Below are 21,673 nucleotides of genomic sequence, written 5' to 3' on the forward strand. Positions count from 1 at the left end.
ACGAAGCCCTCGTTTCAGGATTTAGTCTGATAGAATTCTTCAATCGTGCAATGCACCGATCCAAAGGCATAATGCAAACTGCTGTACGGGACTTCAATAATGTCCATTCTGTTTTCAGTCAAACTTAAAATAGCATCTCTGGTCTTTTCACTGAGGGAAAAAAAGTGATCGTAAACAGCAAACTCACTCTCTCTTTCTGTTGCACCAGAGCTGCCATTCACGAACATTTTATAACGAGAATCAGCATTACTTTTAAGAATAAGTCCATTCGCTCCATAGGCAATTGCCTCAGGAGTGCTTAACAGAATAATTTTCTCAGGATCGTAGAGCTTGCGCAGATAAGCACGATGGTAATCACTGATAGTTTGTGTGTGTTTTATCAATAATGGCAAACCCTGTTTATTTTTCAGTAAACGCGCCTGTTTATCTCTGATATATTCACCTTCGTAAAGTAAAAGCACATCATTGGGTAAAGGGGTCAGGCAGCAGTCCAAATGAAAAAATTCTTTGCGTAATAATTGGATGGGAATGACCTGTTCATCTATTATTTGGCTGATTACGGCATATGCTTTCTTTTCAGTCCTTTGGCCATAGCCTAAAAAATACAAAGCACGATCGGGCGCTTTAAGAAAATCCCCTCCCTCGAAATAAATCCCCTGCTCATCTGACGATGAAAGCGGCTGAATCCTTGCACCCAGCTTCTCGGCTTGTTTTATAGGCGTCTTTTCCTCACCCTGTCTTGAATCTTTTCTGAAATAACCCGGAATAAAAAATAGCTCTTCCTTGCTGGAGTAATAGTGGCCTGTATCGGTCAGGAAGACCTGATAAGGATAATAATACGTTTTATTATGCTCAATATAAGTGTCTTCATTAACTGCACATACTTCAATGCCCTGAGCCTCTATTTGCTGTTTCAAATGACTCATTTCTTCGTATACTAATGCCGCCCTTAGTCTTCTTATTTTTTCATCAAAGCTGATGTCTTCTTTTTCAAACTCTTCCTCACTCTTGTAGCCAAATTTATCGGTTAGCCGGATAAGCGCGGCATTGGGAGCGTCAGAAAAAGGAAAATCATCAATAGGCATAATTTGTTACATTTTTTGTATAAATATTATTATATTAGTACAAAACAAATCCTTTCCATAGTTTTGTGTGGATAAGCTTATGTGTGTAATTTGTCATTAATTGGCAAAGATTAAACAAGTAAACTACAATTAAATCAATAACAAAGACAAGAGGTCAATCATGCGATGGATAGCCCTGCTTCCTACAATTCTTCTTCTGGCAGCCTGCTGTAACACGAATCGAGAAGTCATTGAATACCGTCAGGTCCTTGCCACGCCGCCTTGCTATACCTCCGCATTTGTGGACGAGGAGCCAGTGGATGTCACTACAACAACGGTGCAATATTTTTAGGGAGGTTTTTATGACTCGTCACACATCCAGCCCACAGCCGCAGGCGGTAGAGAGGAAAGACAAAGCGGTCAATAAAGAACCGCCTTCCAATTTACAGGGAACAAAGCCTGATAAGTTACCCAAAGATAAACGCTTTAACCGATAAAGCAGCGTTTCGAACATTCCTCACGCAGATGAGTCTTTGCCCGAATCAAGGAAATGTCGGGCGCTTCGCCCATTAGCCGTCAGGCTTAGAATATCTGATCCCCTCTCCACCGCGCGCAGCGGGGGAGAGGGTTAGGGAGAGGGGGCTATAAACAAGGTCGCGTAGCGATTCATTAATCATATTTCTGTGGTTATGGTTTATTGCCACAATAAAATGGAATCACTAACGTGATAAATTTTTTAACCCCCCTCACCCTACCCTCTCCCCCACGCTGCGCGCGGTGGAGAGGGGATAACAATACTTCTTAGCCTCACGGCTATGAGCGAAGCGCCCGACCTACGCTGTTGAGTCGCTTATTATAGTAAATGAAGCTCCTGATCTCTGGCTGCAGTGTAAGTGGCAAAATCATTGCTAAACTCTTCCACCATGACTTTGGCCACTTTGTGGGCTTGCATTGACGAGGCATTTTTTTGCACGAGGCGATCGACATAACCGCTTTCGGCAATATTGGTATTGAAATCAAAAAAGCCTAGTTTTCCACCCTGATGATCTGTTTTTTCCAATTTGGAAGGGCCTCCCTGATCCGCATGGCTATGATAACAGGCGCCGCCATACGGTATGGAGCAATTGTAGGCAATATCCAGCTGTTTCTGCACTTCTTTCATCGGGACCGCTTCATTAACATAAGCTTTTAGACTGGCAAGCAATTCTTCCTTTGGTTTACTGGAATGCTCAACAGGCTCCGCCATACTCCATAATAATGCCACCCGCCCGGCAACCGCCTGGTATCGCTCATTCGCACTTTTACAGCCCGCCATTGAGGTCGGCTCGATAAAGATAGACAGCGATTGCATCAGCATACCGAACTGCTCATTACGATAATCGCCATTAGCCAGCGCTTTAAGCAGTACCTGAGCTACCAGCACATGAAGATCATTATCGCAGGGCTGGATGACTGCGTTTTTCCATTCACCTCGCATCATTTCAAAATAACCGAGACTCTCTTTTCCAGACGAGGAATCCTTATAAAACGGACACTCCGCCATGTCTGTATTTAGATAATTGAAGTAATTGCTTTGTAAGCGTTCATGAGCCTTGGCCAGACTCTCACTCAATGAGGGCGGCAAATGGGCACGATAATGCATTAAACTTGAGATCATTGCCATTTGAGTCATTAAGGTAGCTTCTCTGGTCACATCATCAAACGCCGAAGGATCCAGTTTGAGAGTATGCTGATTAACCGGAATATTCTGCACATAGACGAGAGAATCGAGTCTGGATGCGCTCAATTGTTCTTTATTATATAAATGCGCTCCCTGCAGAATTAATCTGGCACTTTCCCGCTGCTGATTGGCTCCCGGCCCATTATCACCAATGCGCGTATACAAAGAAGTCAGCAGATTATAAACAACCGGTGAGCGGTAACCTGGGTTTTTATTGTGTAATCGAGTCACATCAACGGCCAGTTTATCAGCCACATCTCGAATTGCATCGGTCGCACCCAGCACTGCTATCGAGGGCACACGTGCGTCTACTGCCTGATGTTTGAAAGCTGCAACAGTTTCTTCCTGTGGATTATAGCGGTTACGTGCAATCGCTCGGAATGCCTGGCGGTTAGCCCCTTTCTGTTTATTGTGCGCTGTCTCTTCCGTTGCGCTAACTCGCATCACCAGTTGATTGCTGGCATCTGTATGTAAATAATCCAAAGCCGAACCTGTGGTACTGGTAAAATGGTCTTTCTTTAACTCTTTAATTGCCGCCTGATAGTCGTCAAGATTATCCGCTTGACTTAACTTCTCCCGCATTGCGTTACGCAATAACTCTCGCACCTCAGAGGACAATTTCTTTCTTGTGCCATCCAGCTCTTTATTTAACTCAGTCACCACCAATGAACCCTTTCTGGCAATACTATCCCTTAGAGCTGCATGATAGCGAAGCATTACTTTCTTATTAATTTGTTCAAACAGTTGCTGCTTTTCTTCAGTTGAGAATATGGACTCATTGGCGTTTAGTAAACCTTTCTGAATAAGCAGGCGCTCAATTGCCCTTAACGCAAGAGAAGCATGCATGGTCATTTCTTCCTGAAGCGGAATAATGCTTCCCTGCTCTCCCTTGTCAAATAACTCTTCAAGATGTGAAGTGATGCTTTTTTCCTCAGGTAAGGGCTTATAGGATTCATGGATAATCACGGAGGGATTCACGGCTTGACCTGCGGATGCTTCAACATAGGCTAGAAACTGTCTGCGCAGACGTGGATGAAAACTGACATCGAGATTGCAAAAGGTAGTTTCCGTAATGCGTTCAACCCCCATCGCTGCAGCAAGTTTTTCGAGGCTGCCCTGGGTATCATTGCCTTCAGTGATTTGGCCGATTATCTCATCCATATCTTCCTGAGTTAGGCGTACTTCCAGCAGCACGTGCCCTTGCGTATCAAAAACCGGCTGGTCTTGTCTCTCAGCAATTGCTATTCCTTTATTGATTAAAAACTGCTGATAAATCGCTTCTGCACGCTGGCTGTTTTTTCCAAGGTTATATTGACCGAGATTAGCCATTGTTTTGTAAACACTCAATTCACTTTCAACAGTGCGGCCTAGCAAAGAGCCGCGGGCTCTTAGCGGGTCCATCAAAGATTGTTCAATATGATTGTTGATTACTCTGTCCAGTTTGTCCTCTTTATCTAACACTAACGGCAGCTCACCATCGGTTACCATTCGTTGTTGCTCAGCAGGTGTCAGGTTCTCTCCAAAACTGGCGATGTTAAATAATTGCGTCATTAAGCCCGCAGCCCGGGAGCGGGTGGGACCTGACCATTTGGCAAATAACCTGGGTAAATCGGCTGATGCCAGGATGTCCTGAAGCATTTCCACACTGATGTCCTTTTCATTCCTGATTCGGGATGCCAATTCGGAAAAAACATGGCTTTTATAATCGTCCGGGTTTAGTTGCAAATAGGTTCGAATGGCTAACAAGGCCTTTCTTGCCTGAGCGGTGTGGACAAATGAAGCCGCTTTCTCTCCCTGACGGATTTTAATATGATCGCGCAAACTGATTAAAACAGAGTCCGAGCCGCTTTGTTCATGCGAGCCTTTTTCTCCAGCCAAAAAGTTGGAAATTTCTCCCAGCCCGTGCTCAGCCATTACCGGATCAACCTTGTTCAAATAATCAGTTAAACTGGCTTCTAAGGCGGTGGTTTCTTCAAAACTTAGCGCATTGAGTACATCTTTTTGCGCAGACTGATTTAGTGAGAGGAAGAACCTTGGCCGTGCTTTAGTCAGAGCAGTCAGGATAGGGACATCGGTCTGGACCAATGAAATAAGTAATTGCTGATTACGCTCTGCATGCTCTTCGTCTTGCTCATCAAGCAACGGGAGTATTTCGCTTTTTAAAGATTCAGTGAACTCCTGTTCTCTTTCTTCGCCTTGATACTGTTTATATAGCTTATTGATTAAAACAGTCAGAAATCGGGGGGCACGCTTTATCACAGTCAGGAAACTATCGTCTAAGCGGACAGTGCCATCATCCAGGCCATTTTTTAATCCAGTTTCCAGTATCTCTGTATTGACAACCTCAGGAATTGTAAGCTTCAAATCGCTTAAAAGCTGGCGCTGCAACCAGACCTGGCGGGAAAGTCGAGATGGTGATTTTAACCATGCGTCATAAGGGTGCTGGCAAATCCTGTTAAAATTAGTATCGCTAAGGCCTTCTGCGACAAGCACGGCGAGGGAGAGGTCGCGAATTGGAATACCCAGATAATATACATAAATATCCGAGATTAACTGAGCGGCTCTACTGGAAATGGATGCCTTTCCACGCGAACGTTTGTAAAACAACGCATCTCGTTCCTCTTTAGACAATTCAGAAATTTTTCTACTCAGATATTCTGCGGATAACTTGCCGTTCTCAAGTTGCTCAAGAACATCGGAAAAAAATTCTTTCTTAATTTTGTTATACGCTACAACATCATCTTTGCTATCGATGTATTTTTTAATATCCTCAGCTAAAGACATTAGCTACTCCAAAAAATCTGGTTCTACTCAAATTATAGAATTTCACTTAAGGAAATATTATTATTTAGACAGCATGCATTTAATTTACACTTTTGTTACATTTATTTTGTCTGTTTTTAACTAAGAACTAACCCCCATAGGAATACTTATGCGTCGTTTTAAAGGATTACTTCTCTTTCTGGTCAATTTCCCCTGTTTCGCTCTGCCCTCAGATTTTGTGTATTTGCAGGATGCAGCTCCGGATATTATCGAGGAGCTACGTTACGCCAACTCCAATAACTTTACGGGAAAAGTGGTGCCAGGTTATTTGAGCGGGCGCTGTATTCTGACTCGGCAAGCGGCGAATCACCTGGCAAAAATAGAAGCGCAGGCGAAACGTTTGGGTTATACGCTAAAAGTATATGATTGCTATCGGCCTACGAAAGCGGTTAAAGCTTTTTATAACTGGAGCCAAAATATAAAAGAGGATAGCGAGAAGCCTTATTATTATCCCAGAGTGGAAAAATCCGAGCTTTTCGAGAAAGGTTATATTGCGCTTTCTTCAGGCCACAGTCGAGGCAGTACCGTTGATTTAACCCTGGTGTCACTGTCATCGCTTAACAAAGGAAGCTCTCGACCAGGCACCGCTTGTTTCGGAAGTTCACGCAATTATCAGGATGATAACAGCATTAATACCGGAACACGTTTTGATTGTCTGGATCCCAGCGCCCATGTTTTTTATAAAGAGCTTAGCGCTGAGCAGAAGAAAAATCGTTTATTGCTTAGAACACTGATGATCAGGGGCGGGTTTAAACCCTACGCCAAAGAATGGTGGCATTTTACTTTAAAAAATGAACCCTTTCCGAAGACTTATTTCAATTTTTCTGTTAAATGAAATATTCGAATTGTCATTTCCGCGTGGCATTGTTGCATGAATAGAATCAAGCAACTAACCTGTCGTCTTTGCGAACAAAGTGAAGCAATCCAGATCAGAGTTTGAACAAAGCAAGAAGCTGGATTGCTTCGCTAACGCTCGCAAAGACAGTTTTTTGCGTAGGGGCTGAGCAGTTAAAGCTCAGCCCCTCACACCCTAGCTAACCGCTTCTCTGATCATCCATACTCGTTGTGAATCACCAGGCAGGCTGGCTGTGTCCATCCATAACAGGTTTCCTCCTATGGATGTCTTTGAAGACACGGCAATTGCAAAGGGATATTTTTTCTTCAAAGCCAGTAAGGCATTCAGTACTCTGCCGGGATCAGACTGGGTGTCTTTCAGCAATAGTTCATTACCGCGATAGATTACAGTCACCGCCTGCCCATTCACAGCCTGTTTAACCACTGTCTCCAGACGGCGCCAGCGGGCTTGTTTGCCGCGTTGCTGTTCCGCCTGAGTCGGGTTCATCTGATACTTGATTCTATTTTTTGAAGCAAACATCCGTGACCAGGAATTATTCCCAGGCTTTTGCTGTAAAAAATAGGTACACAAAGCGTCAATCAGATAGCGGTATTTTCCTGAAATGGAAGGACTGGTGCCCGGGCGGTTATTAATATACATCGCAAAAGCCAGTGTATGGCCATTCGCGGTGTACAGATAACCCGACAAACTCACAATACCGGTCATGGTGCCCGTTTTCGCCCGCACCATATCCTGCTGCTCAGGCCGTTTAAATCGCCGTTGCAATGTACCGTCACGCCCGGACACAGGCAACGCGGCAATATATTCATAGGCCAGAGGGAATCGTTCATATAGAAAACGAAGCAGATTTACGGTTTGACCTGCAGTTAACAAATCATTACGCGATAAGCCCGAACCATCGGTCAGAATTGCTTGCTGCAAGGGAATACCGGTTTGATCCTGTAAGAATTTTTTAACAGTCTGCTGTGCTTCAGGCCAATTTTGCGGAGAACCATGTAATTTATGCGCCGCATGCAGAAACAGACTGTCCGCATACAAATTATCCGAAGGTTTCAATGTATCAGCCATAAGTTGCGCAATGGGCTTGGAGGAGTCTGTGGCCAGTAACATCGCGCCGCTTGGTGTACCACCAAGAAGGACATTGCCGTCCAGAATGATATTCTCTTTAGATAATTGCTGACGAACCAGACCTTTCGCATAGGCTAAAGGATTGCGGATCGCCATTTTTTGCTGGATTGCCCACTGACCGACACCAATACAACCTCTCACATTTAAATGATTTTCCTGATCCATCACAAAAGAAACACCGCAACGCGCTGATTTTTCTTTGGTTTTCACTTCATTGTTAACTATAATACTTCCGCTGTCATCATCCACTTCCACAACAGCCGGCTCTCCTGGTCTCCCGCCAGGATTGACGGTTGCTATCATGCGATTGGCATCAATCATGGTCGGCCCTAATGGAGCGCCATAGCTATAGGCTAAATCGCTGGTCATCCAGCCAGGAGCGTAAGGATTCACTATTGCATGGCTGCTATCAATAATCACATTGCCCTGAATATGGTTAATGTGCCAGTTTTTTAATACGGCGAGTAAATTGGCCAGGCGCTCACGGCTAAACGAAGGATCACCAGACAACTTCAGATACAGAGAACCTTTGAGAACCCCGTTCTGTAACTGGGAAGCATTTGTACTTAAGGTATTGATGAAGCGGTAATCAGGACCGAGCACCATCAGAGCCGCCGCATCGGAAAATAGCTTCATGTTACTGGCAGGCACAAACGGCTGATTCTGGTTTCGGCGGTAAAGGGTTGTTCCTGTGTTTAAATCAATAACTTCTATGCCGATATTAGTTGCCGGATCGACCTGATTAATCAGCCGGTCAGCCCCGCCTTTGATGGTGGCATGGCAGAGATCCGTAATTATCAGGCTAAGCAATGCGCACGACAAGATCCTTTTCATCGATGAGGTTCCTTAGTGATGTGATTATAAAATCAGAAAAATGTTGCTAATCATACCGCAAGCCCATGCGGTCAAGAAGACCTGCAAGCGTATCATTATTGAAAAATTTTACCTTTAACCAGCCGCCCTTTCCTTTCTCGCTGATTATTTCGACAGGCGCCCCCACCTGTTCCGATAGTTTCATCTCAAGCTGTAAGACATCACGGTCTTTAAATGAGGCGGAAACTTCTTCCTGCTGCGTTTTAAATTTTTTTATTTCCTGCTCGCTCTGTCTGACCGACCAGTCCTGCTCGATCATTTGTCTGGCTAAAAGCAACTGCTGAGCAGGCGACAGGCCCACCAGTAGACGAGCATGGCCAAAGCTCAACTTCCCCTCTCGAAGCAACAATTGCACTTCTGAACTTAAACCAAGCAGCCGCATAATATTGGTGACATGACTACGGGACTTTCCAACCAAAATGGCGATTTCATCCTGGCGGAAATGAAACTCATCGCATAAACGACGATAGCCGCTGGCCTCTTCAATCAGATTAAGTTCCTGGCGCTGGATATTTTCGATCAGCGTCAGGGCAGCAGCCTGTTGATCCGAATATTGTCCAATCATGCAGGGTATTTGCGCCAAACCAGCCATCCTGGCTGCTCGCCAGCGTCGCTCTCCGGCAATAATTTCATAGCAGTTGCTGGCTATTTCCCGGACCACCAGCGGTTCAATCAATCCCTGGGCTGCAATCGATTGCGCAAGCTCGGCCAATAAGTGCTCATCAAAATCAAGGCGCGGTTGATAACGTCCTCTTTGCAGACAATCAACAGGTAAAAGACGATAGACAGTGTCCTGAGACAGCACTGCACTAGTTTTTATCATACAGATACCATCCCAGATAAAAAATCATATGTGCAAATATCGTAATCAGCAGACCATACTGCCAGAAAATGTAGCCAAAAATCAGCGCTTGCCACAGGGATAACAATAACATGATATAAACAAACTGGCGGCTGGCACGGCATCCGGCGGCCAGATAAGCGGGAAGCTGGCTTATTGAAAAAAATAAGCCGCTGATGACAATGGAAGTCCACACCATCGCATCGCTCTTCTGGCCGGAAAATAACATGGCGAAATAAAGAATGACATTCAATAATCCCCAGCGGGCAAGTATCTCATCAACCACACCACCATAAAGAACACAGCCATCAAGACCAATTTTCTGCCGAAATGTTTTTAGAGCAAGCAGCGTAGGCGGCTCAAGTACTCTGGCAGCCAGCCCGTAATACAGCAGAAGAAACCCTACCAGACCAACCAGAGTCAAAATGCCAGTTGCCAATAAAGCATCCTGAATATGCCGCCAGATTTCTTTGCCGCTTAATAAGGCTGACAAAAGCGGATCGCCTAATCCTGTTTTGGTGGATAAAACGGTACCTGCCACTGCCATTAACAGCACCATAATCAGGGTTTGAATAACAACGAGACGACTCATTTTTTTCTGCACCGTTGGACTGTTATTCGGTAACAGCATCGCGATTAAACGAGGTAAGGTAATAAAAATCCCGGGGAGAGCCAGAATAAATAAAAAAAGAATCATCGGCCAATACATTGTCTTTTAATCCTTACGCAGAACGCTATAAAAAAATCCATCACAATTTTCCTGGCCCGGTAAAATCTGCCAGCCGTATTCATTGGCGCTTCCCCAGGGAGGATTAATCGGCAAAACCCGGCATTCAGACTGCTCTTTTAGAAACGCTTTGATTTGATCTTCATTTTCGCGCTTTAATATGGAACAGGTTGCATAGACTAGTAATCCTCCTTTTTTCAGCAAGGGCCAGACTGCATGCAGCAACTGCTTTTGCAAGCTAACAACAGGGTCAATATCCTGCTCCTGCCTGATAATTTTGATATCAGGATGCCGGCGAATAACGCCTGTAGCCGAACAAGGGGCATCGAGCAGAATGCGGTCAAACAATTGACCATCCCACCAATCCGAAGGCGTGAGAACATTTCCCTGCAACACCGTCGCTTTAAGTTGTAATCGTGCCAGATTTTCCTGCACCCGCTGCAAACGTCTCTGCTCGACATCCACAGCGACACATTCCTGTAAATCGGCCTGGGACTCAAGAATATAACTGGTTTTTCCGCCAGGAGCGCAGCAGGCGTCCAGCACTCGAAGACCCGGCTCAAGCGCCAATAACTTAACAGCCGCTTGCGCGGAGCCGTCCTGCACTGAAAAATAACCCTCGGCATAACCAGGTAATTCGCGAATATCCACTGCGGTATCAATTTGGATGCCATGCGGTAAATAAGACGGTGCTGCCACTTCAATACCTGCCTGCTCAAGTTGCGCTAAATAAGCATCGCGGGATGTTTTCAGCTGATTCGTGCGTAAGTAGAGGGGAGGATGCTGGTCATTGGCAGTTAAAATGTACTGATAATTATTGGGCCAATCTTTTTTCAAAGCCTTGATAAACCATTGCGGATGGTTACTGGAATAGGCCGGGTTATTTTCCAGCGATGCCAGAATTACCTCTTTTTCGCGGCAGAAACGCCGCAATACTGCATTAATCAAGCCTTTTGCCCAACTCTTTTTGAGCCGGTCGAGCAAGGCAACTGTTTCCTGAACAGTGGCATACTCTGGCTTATTCAGATACTGCAACTGGAACAATCCCATGAGGATCAAGAGCCAGATCTCAGGTGCTTCCGGCTTTTTGTTGAGCAGTTGCCTGGCAATCAGCTCCAATCGATAATAATAACGGCAAACACCAAAACAAATTGCCTTGGTTAAGGGGCTTATTTCGGCGGATTGCAGCGACTGATTTAATGAAACTTTGTTTTCAAACAGATCAATCAGAATCTTCAGTGCCTGCGCACGTTCATTTGGTTTCATTTAATACCTGACCAATCAAACTGTGGTATTTGCCGGCATTCATCCATTCCGTTATCGAAAGCGGTTTTCCTCCCGCAAATTGTAACTGCTGTATCGATAAAATACCGCTGCCTGTGGCTATACAGAGCCCTTCCTTGCTTATGGATAAAACCGTACCGGGTTCTGCATTACTCACTTCTGTTTCTACTTTGGCCTGATAAATTTTGATCATCTCGCCGCTTGCGGTGCTGGTATAACTAATTGGCCAGGGATTAAACGCTCTTATCTGTCTCTCAATAACATCAGCACCCAGCTGCCAATCGATAAGGGCCTGCTCTTTTTGTATCTTTCCGGCATAGGTCACGCCTTCAGCGCTTTGTGCTTCAGGATTTATCTTGTCCTGTGCCAATAAATTCAATGTTTCCAGCAAAGGGGCTATCGAAAGCAATGAAAGTTTGTCGTGTAAATTACCTGCCGTATCCTGAGCTTCGATGGCACAGTCCACTGACATCAGTTTTGCACCCGTATCCATGCCGGCATCCATCTGCATAATGGTTACTCCCGTTCTGGGATCGCCATGGAGTATGGCTTGCTGAATTGGCGAAGCTCCGCGCCAGCGCGGCAAGAGCGATGCATGCACATTGATACAACCAAGACGAGGTATAGCCAAAACCCTTTCTGGCAGAATTAAACCATAGGCAATCACCACCATTACATCAGGCTTTAATGCGGCAAGCTCAGCGACTGTCGATTCAGATTTAAAATTAAGCGGCTGATAAACTGGATACTGATTCTCCAATGCCCAGGTTTTAACCGCAGAAGCCTGTAATTTACGCCCACGACCGGCCGGGCGATCAGGCTGTGAATAAACAGCCTGCAAGCGATGTCCTGAGTGGGCCAGAGCATCCAGACAGGGAACGCCAAACTCAGGGGTGCCTGCGAAAACAATCGATAAAGAAGACGTCATGATTTTCGGGCTTGCATACGTTTAAATTTATCCAGTTTCCTTCTGGCCATAGTGCGTTTTAAAGGCGACAGCAAGTCAACAAATAATTTACCATTCAAATGGTCAATCTCATGCTGAAAACACTCTCCCAACACCCCTTCACCGCTCATTTCATAGGGCTTGCCGTAGCGATCCAGAGCTCGAATGGTTACCTTCTCCGCTCGAACCACCGTATCATATACACTGGGAACCGAGAGGCAGCCTTCCTGGTACTCCACTTTTCCTTCGGAAGCGATGATTTCCGGATTGATTAACACCAGTTGCTTCGCCTTATCCCCTTCTATATCAATTACAGAAAGCCTTAAGCTGATACCAATCTGGGGAGCGGCAAGTCCAACGCCATTAACGCTGTACATGGTTTCAAACATATCATCAATCAGCTGCTGCAATTCTTCGGTTATTTCCTGAACCGGCTCCGCCACCAGCCGCAGACGAGGATCCGGTAGATAAATAATTTTACGTATGGCCATGTAAACTCGTGAAAAAAATAGTTGATGGATAATATTATCGCGAATACAATGTTCGACTGCAAGATACTCCAACTAAGCTCTGCTTATAAATGTGATTAATATACAGGTTTCAGGGACAGAAAAATGCGGCATTTATTTGTCATAATAGGTTTGCTCATCTCATTCGCCACGCAGGCAGTCTCCATTCTGGAGGATTCACCCCGCCGTTATGTTGTGCAACCCGGTGACACCCTTTGGAGTATCGCCTGTAAATATCTTGCTAATCCATGGGAATGGAAGACCCTCTGGCACGCCAACCCTCGAATAAAAAATCCTAATCGTTTATACCCGGGCGCTATCATTGAGCTGCGCTATGCGCATAACCAGCCCTACCTTAAGGTGCTATCGAACGGCACCATTAAATTATCTCCGAATATCCGCCCGCGTCCCCTTGAAGAGGCGATCCCTCCTATTCCGCTGATGGTTATCAAACCCTTCCTGAACTCCTCGCTGGTCATGGATGAAGATCGCCTGAGAAAAGCGCCTTACATTGTGGCTTTTATGGGTGAGCATATGCTGGGAGGACAGGGGGATGAGGTCTATGTCAAAAATCTTCATCCGAATTGTAAAATGCCGCGCGGAGCGACTATTTCCTATGCCGTTTATCGTCCCAATTGCCCTTATATAGAACCCGAAACCAATCGTTTACTGGGCTACAAGGCTACACTTGTAGGCTATGCGGAATTAGTACGCGGCGGCGAACCTGCCACCATCCTGCTGACTGAAATTACTGAGGGAGTTCGGTTAAAAGATCGAGTGATGCTTAATGATTTTCCCGAATTTAATTTATATTTCGAACCCAAGACCCCCAATAGCCCCGTGTGCGGCTCTATTATCGATTTGCCCGGCGATTACACCCAGGGCGCGGTGGGATTAGTTGCTGTCATTGATCGCGGTCAGGATGCAGGTCTTGAGCCGGGTGATGTACTTGGCATATATTCTGAACGGAAACTGGTGGCAGACCCTCTGGATACCGCCAATCCAATTCTGCTTCCACGGGAGCGGGTCGGGGAAGTAATGATTTTCAGAACTTTCTCAAAGACCAGTTTTGGATTGGTTGTGCGCTCAATTCGAGCAATTCATCTTGGCGATAAGGTGACCAATCCATGAGTAACAAACCCTTTCTTCTTTTGCTAAACCGCATTGAAGGTATTGGTCCACGTACCGCACAGCGCCTGTTGAATCGCTGGCCCAGTCTGGAAGCACTTTTTTCCCTGTCTAAAGAGGAAATGATTGCTTCTGGCTTAACACCGCTGCTTGCCACCGCCCTGAGCTCTGCTGACAGAACGATGATTGATGCGGATTTAAAATGGGAACAGCAAAGCTCAATTCATCACCTGGTGACCTGGGAGGATGAACACTATCCTGCCTTGTTAAAAGAAATTCACGACCCGCCGCTGGTACTTTACGGCATTGGAAACTGGGCTTGTATAAAAAATAAGACTTTGGCGATGGTGGGAACCCGTAAGCCTTCCGTTAATGGAGATGAAATTGCATATCGCTTTGCATTTGAACTGGCCGGAAGAGAAATTACAATCGTCAGCGGAGGTGCATTGGGCGTTGACGCGAAGGCCCATCAGGGAAGTATTGATGCCAAGGGGCAAACAATAGCGGTCATGGGAACCGGCATTGATGTGGTTTATCCTGCCCGTCATCGCTCGCTTGTAAAAAAAATTATCGGCAATGGCTTGATTTTGAGTGAATTTCCTCTGGGGAAACCACCAAGCGCTGGACATTTCCCTCGCAGAAATCGTATAATAAGTGGTTTATCTATTGCCACATTGGTTGTTGAGGCAGCAATTAAGAGTGGTTCACTGATTACAGCCAGGTTAGCACTTGAGCAAAACCGTGATGTACTTGCCATACCCGGTTCTATACATAATCCACAGGCGCGGGGCTGCCACTATCTTTTACAACAGGGAGCCAGACTGGTGACCTCAGCTGCCGATATTCTGGATGCGCTTGGATGTGATAATTGGTCTAACAATGCAGGTGGTTCCGCACAATCCCTTGCAACACATAATAAAAACCTAGTAAAGTGCATTGGTTTTGAAATCACTACCGTTGATCAGATCTGTAATCGCAGCGGTATTCAAATCGATGAAGTGGCCTGTGGCTTGGCTGAACTTGAATTACAGGGCATTGTCAAAGCAGTACCCGGCGGCTACATGAGGTGTTATTAATGAAAGACAGCTTGTTTGAAATGCTAATGAATTTATTTGAGAAAAGTCTTTCCCAATTAAAAGATGGAAGCTCATCTGATATAGGACTTGAGGCAGATGGCGAAGAAAGCGTTCAGGATAAAAACTCTTTCTTTGTCAGAGCAGCGCGTGATTCCTCTATCAGAGTGTTTACCTATGAAGAGCAGATGAAATTCACAAAGGCAAGTTATCAGTTTTTAATGAAGTTAATGCTATTGGGAATCATTGCTTCCGAGACAATGGAGCAGATCATTAATCAGCTTCTTTTTTCGGAGTCTCGTTTCGTAACGCTTCAGGAAACAAAGTGGACTATTCGCAATTGTCTGGCTGAAAGCTTAAATACAGTGCAACTCGCTTTTCTTGATCTTGTGCTATATCAAAAGGAAGATGAATTACCTCTGCATTAATGATCCTTAATTAAAAAAATAAGCTAATCTCCTTCAGGCAAGGCCTGAATAATTGCTTCATTGATAGCAAGAGACGAGTCAATAATACTAACAATACTGTTAAGAAACTTCTAAAGGATAAAGGTCTTTTATGAGTAAACACCTGGTTATCGTAGAATCACCTGCTAAAGCCAAAACCATCCAGAAATATTTGGGTAATGACTATGATGTACTTGCCTCTTATGGCCATGTCAGAGATCTGCCCCCACGAAAAGGCTCTGTAAATCCCGACAATCATTTTAAAATGACCTATAGCCCCATTGAAAAAAATGTAAGGCATATTGAGTCAATCGCCAAAGCCTTAAAAAAATCGGATTCCCTGCTTCTCGCAACCGACCCCGATCGCGAAGGAGAGGCCATTTCCTGGCATGTGTTTGAATTGATGCAAGAGCGTAATTTGCTCACTAATAAAGCGGTTCATCGTATATTTTTTAACGAGATTACCAAATCAGCCATACAGGAAGCGATTAAAAATCCGCGTCAGATTTCAATGGATTTAGTCAATGCACAGCAAGCCAGACGAGCCCTGGACTATCTTGTAGGTTTCAATCTGTCGCCCCTTTTATGGAAAAAAATACGCCGTGGTCTTTCCGCGGGCCGCGTTCAAAGTCCAGCGCTCCGCTTAATCGTAGAACGGGAAGAAGAAATTGAACGTTTTGTAGCCCAGGAATATTGGCGGATTATTGCCTCCTGCCAGCATGATGCCAGCCCCTTTTCTGCCCGATTGACTCATTATCAGAAAGATAAACTGCAGCAGTTCAGTATTACTGGCAGTGAGCAGGCACATGAGGTCAGAGAGCGGTTATTACAGGCTGCCAATGGCGAGCTTATTGTCGACAATATTGAAAAGAAACAGCGCAAACGTAATCCAGCAGCCCCTTTTATCACCTCTACTCTACAGCAGGAGGCGGCTCGCAAGCTTGGCTTTACAGCACGTAAAACAATGATGGTTGCCCAGCAGCTCTATGAAGGGATTGATATTGGCACCGGCACCGCCGGATTGATCACTTATATGCGTACTGACTCGGTCAGTTTAGCCAATGAGGCGATTTTTGAGATTCGCGATTTCATTCAACAGCGCTATGGCGAGAAAAACTGCCCCAAAAGCCCACGGATGTTCAAAACCAAATCGAAAAATGCTCAGGAAGCTCATGAAGCAATTCGCCCAACGACTATTAAGCAAACCCCGGAGTCTATCCAGCAATATCTGACCAGTGATCAATATAAACTCTACAATCTCATCTGGAAACGGACCGTTGCCTGCCAGATGGCAGAGGCATTAATTGACACCGTTGCTGTTGATTTAAGCTGCGGTGCGGGTAATCTTTTCCGCGCCAATGGCTCAACAATCACCTTTCCCGGCTTTCTTACTGTGTATGAAGAAGGAATTGACGATTCTACCGATGACGAAAACTCAGGCCTGCTGCCCGCTATGTCCGTGGGAGAAAAGGTAAAACTTATTGATATTGCAGCCAATCAGCATTTCACAGAACCCCCGCCGCGCTATAGCGAGGCATCGCTGGTTAAGGCGCTGGAAGAATATGACATTGGCCGCCCCTCGACTTATGCGACCATTATTCATACCCTGCAACAGCGTGAATACGTGATAGTTGACAAGAAACGCTTTGTACCTACTGATGTTGGTCGAATTGTAAATCGCTTTCTGCTGAGTCATTTTACTCGTTATGTGGATTATAAGTTCACCGCCAAACTCGAAGATACTCTCGATGAAGTATCGCGCGGTGAAAAAGAATGGATCCCGGTACTGGAAGAATTCTGGCAGCCATTTATAAGTCAGATTCATACTACGGATACCCAGGTTCAGAGAAAGGATGTCACTTCGGAAATACTGGATGAACAATGCCCTAAATGCAGCAAACCCCTATCAATACGTCTTGGCAAACGCGGGCGATTTATCGGCTGCACCGGCTATCCGGAATGCGACTACACGCAGGATTTGAATAATCCGGAAGGAGAGAAAGCAGAGCCGGAAGTCATTGAAGGCAGGCAATGTCCTGATTGTAAAGGAGCGCTGCATATTAAAACAGGCCGCTATGGCCGCTTCATCGGCTGCAGCAATTATCCTGACTGCAAACACATGGAGCCCATAGAAAAACCAGCCGATACCGGAGTGGAATGTCCCAAGTGTCATAATCACAAAATTCTGAAACGCAAATCGCGTAAAGGGAAGATCTTTTACTCTTGCGGCGGTTATCCAAAATGCGATTATGCCTTATGGAATGAACCTATCGATACCCCCTGCCCGCAATGCGCCTGGCCGCTGTTGACAGTTAAGGAAACCAAGCGCTTTGGAAGGCAAATTATCTGCCCGAAAGAAGGCTGCGGTTATACGGCTAAGGATGAGGGATAGGATGCTCAAAGAAAGTGGCACCCACTCTTTGCGATTTAGGGTGCCACTATCAGAATTGTTAAGGTATCAGTATAACTTCCCTGCTTTGCCAGCACCTGGTTTGCCCCCAGGAGTTGCAAACGCATCGTGGCATTATTGGGCAAAACAAGACAGGTCAATCCTCCCAGAAGTTGCGCTGGGAAGGTTGATGTGGAATTTTGCCCGGAACTCAGAGAAACAAAGCTGGGCGTACCCCCGGAAGAGCCTGCCCATGAAACCGAATAATCCAGTTTATAGGCACTGTTTAAGCTATTAGTCATCTGGAATGCCGTGGAGGCACTGCCACTGCTGGTAGCGCGAACACGATAGGTACTTGCCTCAACGACGGCAGTATAGCCGACGCAGATACTGCCATCTGTCAATGTTAAATCGGGAAAAGGGGCCGTGATGGTGCCAAAATTATAGCTTGCGTCCACTCCTGTCAGATCATAAGCGTTTGCACTCGAAACAAAGAAAACAGGCAAAAGGCACAGATACACTAATCGGCCTATAAACATGACACATCCTCCAGGTAATAATACTCTTTATTTCCCTGCAAATTGGGTAAATCAATCTGACAATTTCCAAGCCCCTCTACTGAGAGTGAACTGATATTTTGTGACAGCTCTAACTGAAAGTAGCCCTCTTCATCACTGAAAATGCCATTTTGTCCCGAGTGAATCCAGCGATTTCTTAAAGGCTGACTTTTATCTCTGTTAAGTAATCTGCCGATGACAATGATGCGTCGCTCCACTTGCCAGGTGTAATGGTCGATATTGCCAGGATATAAAGTCACATGGCGCATGGGTTCCTGAATTGCATAATCGGCACTGGAAAGATTAGCCAGTGTAAAATTCTCATCAGTATAACCCGGCAAAGGCACAAATACTTTCTCATTGACTGGGATAATTGCCACTTTCCGGTTATAGGAGTCAATTAATGCAAATTGAGCAGACTTATCATTCAGATTACCAGAAAAAACCTGCGCAATGATCCCGGCTGAATTGCCGCGATCAGCCCCATTTAAAAATACCCCGTTTTCATTTGCAGCAATTTCGGTTTCAAGACTCCCCCCATACCCGATTGAACTGCCATCCTCCTGGGTTTGGTTGTAGTTAATGTATGAGGAAATAAACTCGTTTGCTGCGGTATAATTATAAATGCCGGCAAATGATGAGGCAGTTCTTGAAACCGTATGCATTTCATTGAGAGAATATCCCAATCCTCTTTCATTCTGATGGGAATAGACGGTACTACCCTGTGCCACAACAGGCATCGCCAAGGGATTATTTTGATTATTATTTTGCTGATTTTGCCAGGAAAGCGATTCAGTTCCAGCCAGCATACCCCGACTAAAATTCATGCTCAAACCAAGATAATAAGTATTACCTATATGAACAGCTTCGTTATAGGCGGTGTTAAGAAAAAATCCCATGCCTTTATAAAACCCAATTTGCCGTTGATAATAAGCACCCGCCCCATAAGAACGGGGTTGTTCCAGAAGCTTGCTATAATTGGCCTGCATACCGATCAGATCATTTTGTGTGAGCTGATAGCTTAATGAAGCTGAATTATTGTCCTCCAGATTATTAAGAAAATAATAATCTTCATTTTTATCCTGATAGAAAATTTTGGTCGCTATCACACTCAGATTCAATTGCTTTTTTTGCGTATTGATGAGGGTATACAAGCCATAATTACTCTTGGTGGTGATTAGTCCAGCAGTTTTTACAAAGGAGTTGCCTATAAAAAATGCAGGGCCAAAATCAAAAAGACCTTGATGAGAATTTAATAAGACATCCCCCATAATCGCCAGTCTTTGATTTAGGCGATTACTAAATCCTGCCTGAACTACCGGAACGTTCAGTACATCCGGTAGAAAGTTATAACTGTTATTATCGAGTGTCAGAGCATTGGTTAAACAGCCCGCCGTCACATAGTATTGTGGTGCCTGTGGAGGAGGCAGAGAGAATCCCTTGCTGAAAAAGCGCTGGGTCGTGTTATTCATACCCACTTTGATGGTTAATTCATATCCCCCGTCCGGGAATCCGCTGGTATTTATGGTTTGATAACCTGCCGCGAGATATTGAGAGTAAATCAGTTGTTCGTTTTTAAATATACTCACCTGGGAAGCCTGCGGTACAAATATCACTAAAGGAGACGCGGTGATACTCTCTGAATTCCGCAGGGTTTCGAGAGTGGTTTTAATCCCAACTCCTGCAAGAACCTGTGTTTGAAAAAATGGGGAAGTCGGGTTTACGATATACCCTCCCGTGTATATTTTATCCCGGTTTATGTTCTGAGCGTATAAGCTTTGTATCTGGAAACGCTGGCCATCATCAAGGCCATTATTCTGTGAAATATTGCCAATCAGGCTATTGTTTCCGTAGGCCAAAACATTATTGGAATAGAGGTTGTAGTAATCAGGGGTTGAGGGATAAATCGTTGAGCGAATATCAGGCTTATTAGTACTAAAGGATCCGGCAGCTCCCAGCTTATTTATATAGGACCAGCTCGCGGTAGAATCCGGTAAAAAATCAATCGTTTGAGCGAGATCAGGTTTTTGAAGATGGGAAGACGAAAGAAATAAATAAACTATTTCATGCTGGGGATCATAGATTATATAAGCCTCATTTTTCTTTAATTGCCTACAATCTTCCGGTAATTCTGCGACACCATTTGAAAGGCAATTAATATTTAACAAATAAGAATCGTTTAATAATTTAATTAATTTTTTTGAGTGTTTAACAGCTTTCAGATGGGAAAGTAATTGTTCTGGCGATTGAAATTTTAATCGTCCTTTCCTGATATTTACATAAAAATAACCCATATTTTCATGAAGAAAATTGACTGACACCCGCAAATGCTGAGTCACAGAAACCGCCTCAAATCCAGGCGGCGGACTCTCTGAATCAACAAATAAAGTTTTGGCTGAAGGACATGAAAAATAACTCAAAAAGAAAACAACAATTAATAAATCGCTTAATTTTAGCTGCCAGCTATTTTTAATCCGTAGTAAACGATCCAAGCGATTTATCCATAAAAGAGGCCTGTAAATTAACCGGGGTTAATTGAACCAATTGCTTTTTAAGCGTTTGGCCAGCAAACAAAGTATAAGCTGGTAAAGGAATTTCTTTCTTTTTGCCAGCTATTGTTTGCGTACAGGACGTAATTCTCACTGAAGTATTTCCAGTGTTTACAATCAATAATTCATTCGCTTTTCGTTTGACAGAAATAGATGGCACAGGATTATCCGGACGCAGGGTTACCCGTGCACCATATCCAACGATCACCCGAATTCCAAGCACAGCTCCTTCGGGACTTTTTTGACTTACCAGATGAGTGGCAATTTTAGGAATAAAATCAATTTCAAATACTTTTTCTGCCGGAATCTTGCTGGCTGTTTTCACTACCCGAACAAACTGGGTCTGACCTGGTAATAATACAAGTTTTGCAGGAAAAACCATCAGGCCATCCTTCTCAGGGTTTCTAACCCGTATTTTGGCTGAATTAAGACGCGCCGGATTGGCCAGATGATAGGGGATTACTTCGACATAAGCCTGATGGTTAGTATCGAGATTTCGCACTGCAATTTCCGCGTCTTTATTCTCGCTCGTCAGATCAACGACAATAGGTCCGACACTTATACCCGCATAGACGTCAGGAAATAAACAGCAGAGTATTAGCAGGAAAAATAAACGTGAAAATTCCATAGACTTGCTACAGCGTATTGAGTTAATTTAGATAGATTATCACTATAAAAACTGAATTCAATAGAAATATAAAAATTGAAGTTAAGCGCATGATTTTTAATTGAATTGGAAAGTAACTCCCCAGGTACATCA

General features: G+C 44.6%; 18 protein-coding genes. 7 read left to right on the plus strand and 11 right to left on the minus strand.

Going from position 1 to position 21,673, the window contains the following annotated elements; all coding sequences use genetic code 11:
• Window positions 1-14: 14 nt before the first annotated feature.
• Complete coding sequence (locus B1207_RS11775; protein ID WP_112220151.1) at window positions 15-1,085, minus strand: arginine deiminase family protein; 1,071 nt, start codon at window positions 1,083-1,085, stop codon at window positions 15-17.
• 160 nt (window positions 1,086-1,245) lie between these two features.
• Here B1207_RS11775 and B1207_RS15985 point away from each other — a divergent pair, with 160 nt between their 5' ends.
• The gene (locus B1207_RS15985) at window positions 1,246-1,416 is read left to right on the plus strand and encodes a hypothetical protein (RefSeq protein ID WP_165483079.1); all 171 of its coding nucleotides are present in this window, start codon (window positions 1,246-1,248) and stop codon (window positions 1,414-1,416) included.
• 10 nt (window positions 1,417-1,426) lie between these two features.
• Window positions 1,427-1,561 carry a hypothetical protein gene (locus B1207_RS16155; protein ID WP_301182693.1) on the plus strand — a complete coding sequence of 45 codons (135 nt, stop codon included), beginning with the start codon at window positions 1,427-1,429 and terminating at the stop codon, window positions 1,559-1,561.
• A gap of 356 nt (window positions 1,562-1,917) precedes the next feature.
• Here B1207_RS16155 and B1207_RS11780 read toward each other — a convergent pair whose 3' ends face one another.
• A complete protein-coding gene (locus tag B1207_RS11780; protein ID WP_112220152.1) occupies window positions 1,918-5,568 on the minus strand; it encodes a hypothetical protein in 3,651 nt (1,216 codons plus the stop codon).
• A 148-nt stretch (window positions 5,569-5,716) separates the two neighbouring features.
• On the opposite strand from B1207_RS11780, the gene B1207_RS11785 reads away from it, so the two are divergent.
• Complete coding sequence (locus B1207_RS11785; protein ID WP_112220153.1) at window positions 5,717-6,442, plus strand: M15 family metallopeptidase; 726 nt, start codon at window positions 5,717-5,719, stop codon at window positions 6,440-6,442.
• 195 nt (window positions 6,443-6,637) lie between these two features.
• Here B1207_RS11785 and dacB read toward each other — a convergent pair whose 3' ends face one another.
• Genes dacB through def form a run of 6 tightly spaced genes read right to left on the minus strand, consistent with a single transcriptional unit; the run spans window position 6,638 to window position 12,753 of the window.
• A complete protein-coding gene (gene dacB, locus B1207_RS11790; RefSeq protein WP_112220154.1) occupies window positions 6,638-8,425 on the minus strand; it encodes a D-alanyl-D-alanine carboxypeptidase/D-alanyl-D-alanine endopeptidase in 1,788 nt (595 codons plus the stop codon).
• 46 nt (window positions 8,426-8,471) lie between these two features.
• Complete coding sequence (locus tag B1207_RS11795) at window positions 8,472-9,287, minus strand: ParB/RepB/Spo0J family partition protein (RefSeq protein WP_112220155.1); 816 nt, start codon at window positions 9,285-9,287, stop codon at window positions 8,472-8,474.
• Window positions 9,274-10,014 (minus strand): CPBP family intramembrane metalloprotease, encoded by a 741-nt coding sequence (locus B1207_RS11800; protein WP_112220156.1) that lies wholly within the window; start codon window positions 10,012-10,014, stop codon window positions 9,274-9,276. Before B1207_RS11800 ends, B1207_RS11795 begins: the two co-directional genes overlap by 14 nt.
• A 6-nt stretch (window positions 10,015-10,020) precedes the next feature.
• Window positions 10,021-11,298, minus strand: coding sequence for a 16S rRNA (cytosine(967)-C(5))-methyltransferase RsmB (gene rsmB, locus B1207_RS11805; protein ID WP_112220157.1), 1,278 nt, complete (start codon window positions 11,296-11,298; stop codon window positions 10,021-10,023).
• Complete coding sequence (gene fmt / locus B1207_RS11810) at window positions 11,285-12,244, minus strand: methionyl-tRNA formyltransferase (protein WP_112220158.1); 960 nt, start codon at window positions 12,242-12,244, stop codon at window positions 11,285-11,287. The genes rsmB and fmt overlap by 14 nt, the downstream gene beginning before the upstream one ends.
• Window positions 12,241-12,753: a peptide deformylase gene (gene def, locus B1207_RS11815; RefSeq protein ID WP_112220194.1), complete on the minus strand. Its 513-nt coding sequence runs from the start codon at window positions 12,751-12,753 to the stop codon at window positions 12,241-12,243. Before def ends, fmt begins: the two co-directional genes overlap by 4 nt.
• Window positions 12,754-12,876: 123 nt before the next feature.
• Here def and B1207_RS11820 point away from each other — a divergent pair, with 123 nt between their 5' ends.
• From B1207_RS11820 to topA, 4 genes are all read left to right on the plus strand, one after another.
• Window positions 12,877-13,902, plus strand: a complete 1,026-nt coding sequence (locus B1207_RS11820) for a LysM peptidoglycan-binding domain-containing protein (RefSeq protein WP_112220159.1) — start codon at window positions 12,877-12,879, stop codon at window positions 13,900-13,902.
• On the plus strand, window positions 13,899-14,975 hold the full coding sequence (gene dprA / locus B1207_RS11825) for a DNA-processing protein DprA (RefSeq protein ID WP_112220160.1): 1,077 nt from the start codon (window positions 13,899-13,901) through the stop codon (window positions 14,973-14,975). Before B1207_RS11820 ends, dprA begins: the two co-directional genes overlap by 4 nt.
• Window positions 14,975-15,400, plus strand: a complete 426-nt coding sequence (locus B1207_RS11830; protein WP_112220161.1) for a DUF494 family protein — start codon at window positions 14,975-14,977, stop codon at window positions 15,398-15,400. Before dprA ends, B1207_RS11830 begins: the two co-directional genes overlap by 1 nt.
• Window positions 15,401-15,530: 130 nt before the next feature.
• Window positions 15,531-17,810, plus strand: coding sequence for a type I DNA topoisomerase (topA, locus tag B1207_RS11835; protein ID WP_112220162.1), 2,280 nt, complete (start codon window positions 15,531-15,533; stop codon window positions 17,808-17,810).
• 35 nt (window positions 17,811-17,845) lie between these two features.
• On the opposite strand, the gene B1207_RS11840 is transcribed toward topA, so the two are convergent.
• From B1207_RS11840 to B1207_RS11850, 3 genes are read right to left on the minus strand one after another with little or no spacing between them, the layout of a single operon-like run.
• Entirely contained in the window at window positions 17,846-18,346 is a 501-nt protein-coding gene (locus B1207_RS11840) for a hypothetical protein (protein WP_058506271.1), read from the minus strand.
• On the minus strand, window positions 18,337-20,856 hold the full coding sequence (locus B1207_RS11845; protein ID WP_112220163.1) for a TcfC E-set like domain-containing protein: 2,520 nt from the start codon (window positions 20,854-20,856) through the stop codon (window positions 18,337-18,339). The genes B1207_RS11840 and B1207_RS11845 overlap by 10 nt, the downstream gene beginning before the upstream one ends.
• On the minus strand, window positions 20,834-21,541 hold the full coding sequence (locus tag B1207_RS11850) for a hypothetical protein (RefSeq protein ID WP_112220164.1): 708 nt from the start codon (window positions 21,539-21,541) through the stop codon (window positions 20,834-20,836). The genes B1207_RS11845 and B1207_RS11850 overlap by 23 nt, the downstream gene beginning before the upstream one ends.
• Between the last annotated feature and the right edge of the window lie 132 nt (window positions 21,542-21,673).

Source organism: Legionella quinlivanii, assembly GCF_003265995.1.
Classification (GTDB): Bacteria; Pseudomonadota; Gammaproteobacteria; order Legionellales; family Legionellaceae; genus Legionella_C; species Legionella_C quinlivanii_A.

Bases quoted from the DNA above. Each gene is read 5' to 3' on its own strand.
- B1207_RS11775 (WP_112220151.1), bottom strand. From the start codon at position 1,085: ATGCCTATTGATGATTTTCCTTTTTCTGACGCTCCCAATGCCGCGCTT.
- B1207_RS15985 (WP_165483079.1), top strand. From the start codon at position 1,246: ATGCGATGGATAGCCCTGCTTCCTACAATTCTTCTTCTGGCAGCCTGC.
- B1207_RS16155 (WP_301182693.1), top strand. From the start codon at position 1,427: ATGACTCGTCACACATCCAGCCCACAGCCGCAGGCGGTAGAGAGGAAA.
- B1207_RS11780 (WP_112220152.1), bottom strand. From the start codon at position 5,568: ATGTCTTTAGCTGAGGATATTAAAAAATACATCGATAGCAAAGATGAT.
- B1207_RS11785 (WP_112220153.1), top strand. From the start codon at position 5,717: ATGCGTCGTTTTAAAGGATTACTTCTCTTTCTGGTCAATTTCCCCTGT.
- dacB (WP_112220154.1), bottom strand. From the start codon at position 8,425: ATGAAAAGGATCTTGTCGTGCGCATTGCTTAGCCTGATAATTACGGAT.
- B1207_RS11795 (WP_112220155.1), bottom strand. From the start codon at position 9,287: ATGATAAAAACTAGTGCAGTGCTGTCTCAGGACACTGTCTATCGTCTT.
- B1207_RS11800 (WP_112220156.1), bottom strand. From the start codon at position 10,014: ATGTATTGGCCGATGATTCTTTTTTTATTTATTCTGGCTCTCCCCGGG.
- rsmB (WP_112220157.1), bottom strand. From the start codon at position 11,298: ATGAAACCAAATGAACGTGCGCAGGCACTGAAGATTCTGATTGATCTG.
- fmt (WP_112220158.1), bottom strand. From the start codon at position 12,244: ATGACGTCTTCTTTATCGATTGTTTTCGCAGGCACCCCTGAGTTTGGC.
- def (WP_112220194.1), bottom strand. From the start codon at position 12,753: ATGGCCATACGTAAAATTATTTATCTACCGGATCCTCGTCTGCGGCTG.
- B1207_RS11820 (WP_112220159.1), top strand. From the start codon at position 12,877: ATGCGGCATTTATTTGTCATAATAGGTTTGCTCATCTCATTCGCCACG.
- dprA (WP_112220160.1), top strand. From the start codon at position 13,899: ATGAGTAACAAACCCTTTCTTCTTTTGCTAAACCGCATTGAAGGTATT.
- B1207_RS11830 (WP_112220161.1), top strand. From the start codon at position 14,975: ATGAAAGACAGCTTGTTTGAAATGCTAATGAATTTATTTGAGAAAAGT.
- topA (WP_112220162.1), top strand. From the start codon at position 15,531: ATGAGTAAACACCTGGTTATCGTAGAATCACCTGCTAAAGCCAAAACC.
- B1207_RS11840 (WP_058506271.1), bottom strand. From the start codon at position 18,346: ATGTTTATAGGCCGATTAGTGTATCTGTGCCTTTTGCCTGTTTTCTTT.
- B1207_RS11850 (WP_112220164.1), bottom strand. From the start codon at position 21,541: ATGGAATTTTCACGTTTATTTTTCCTGCTAATACTCTGCTGTTTATTT.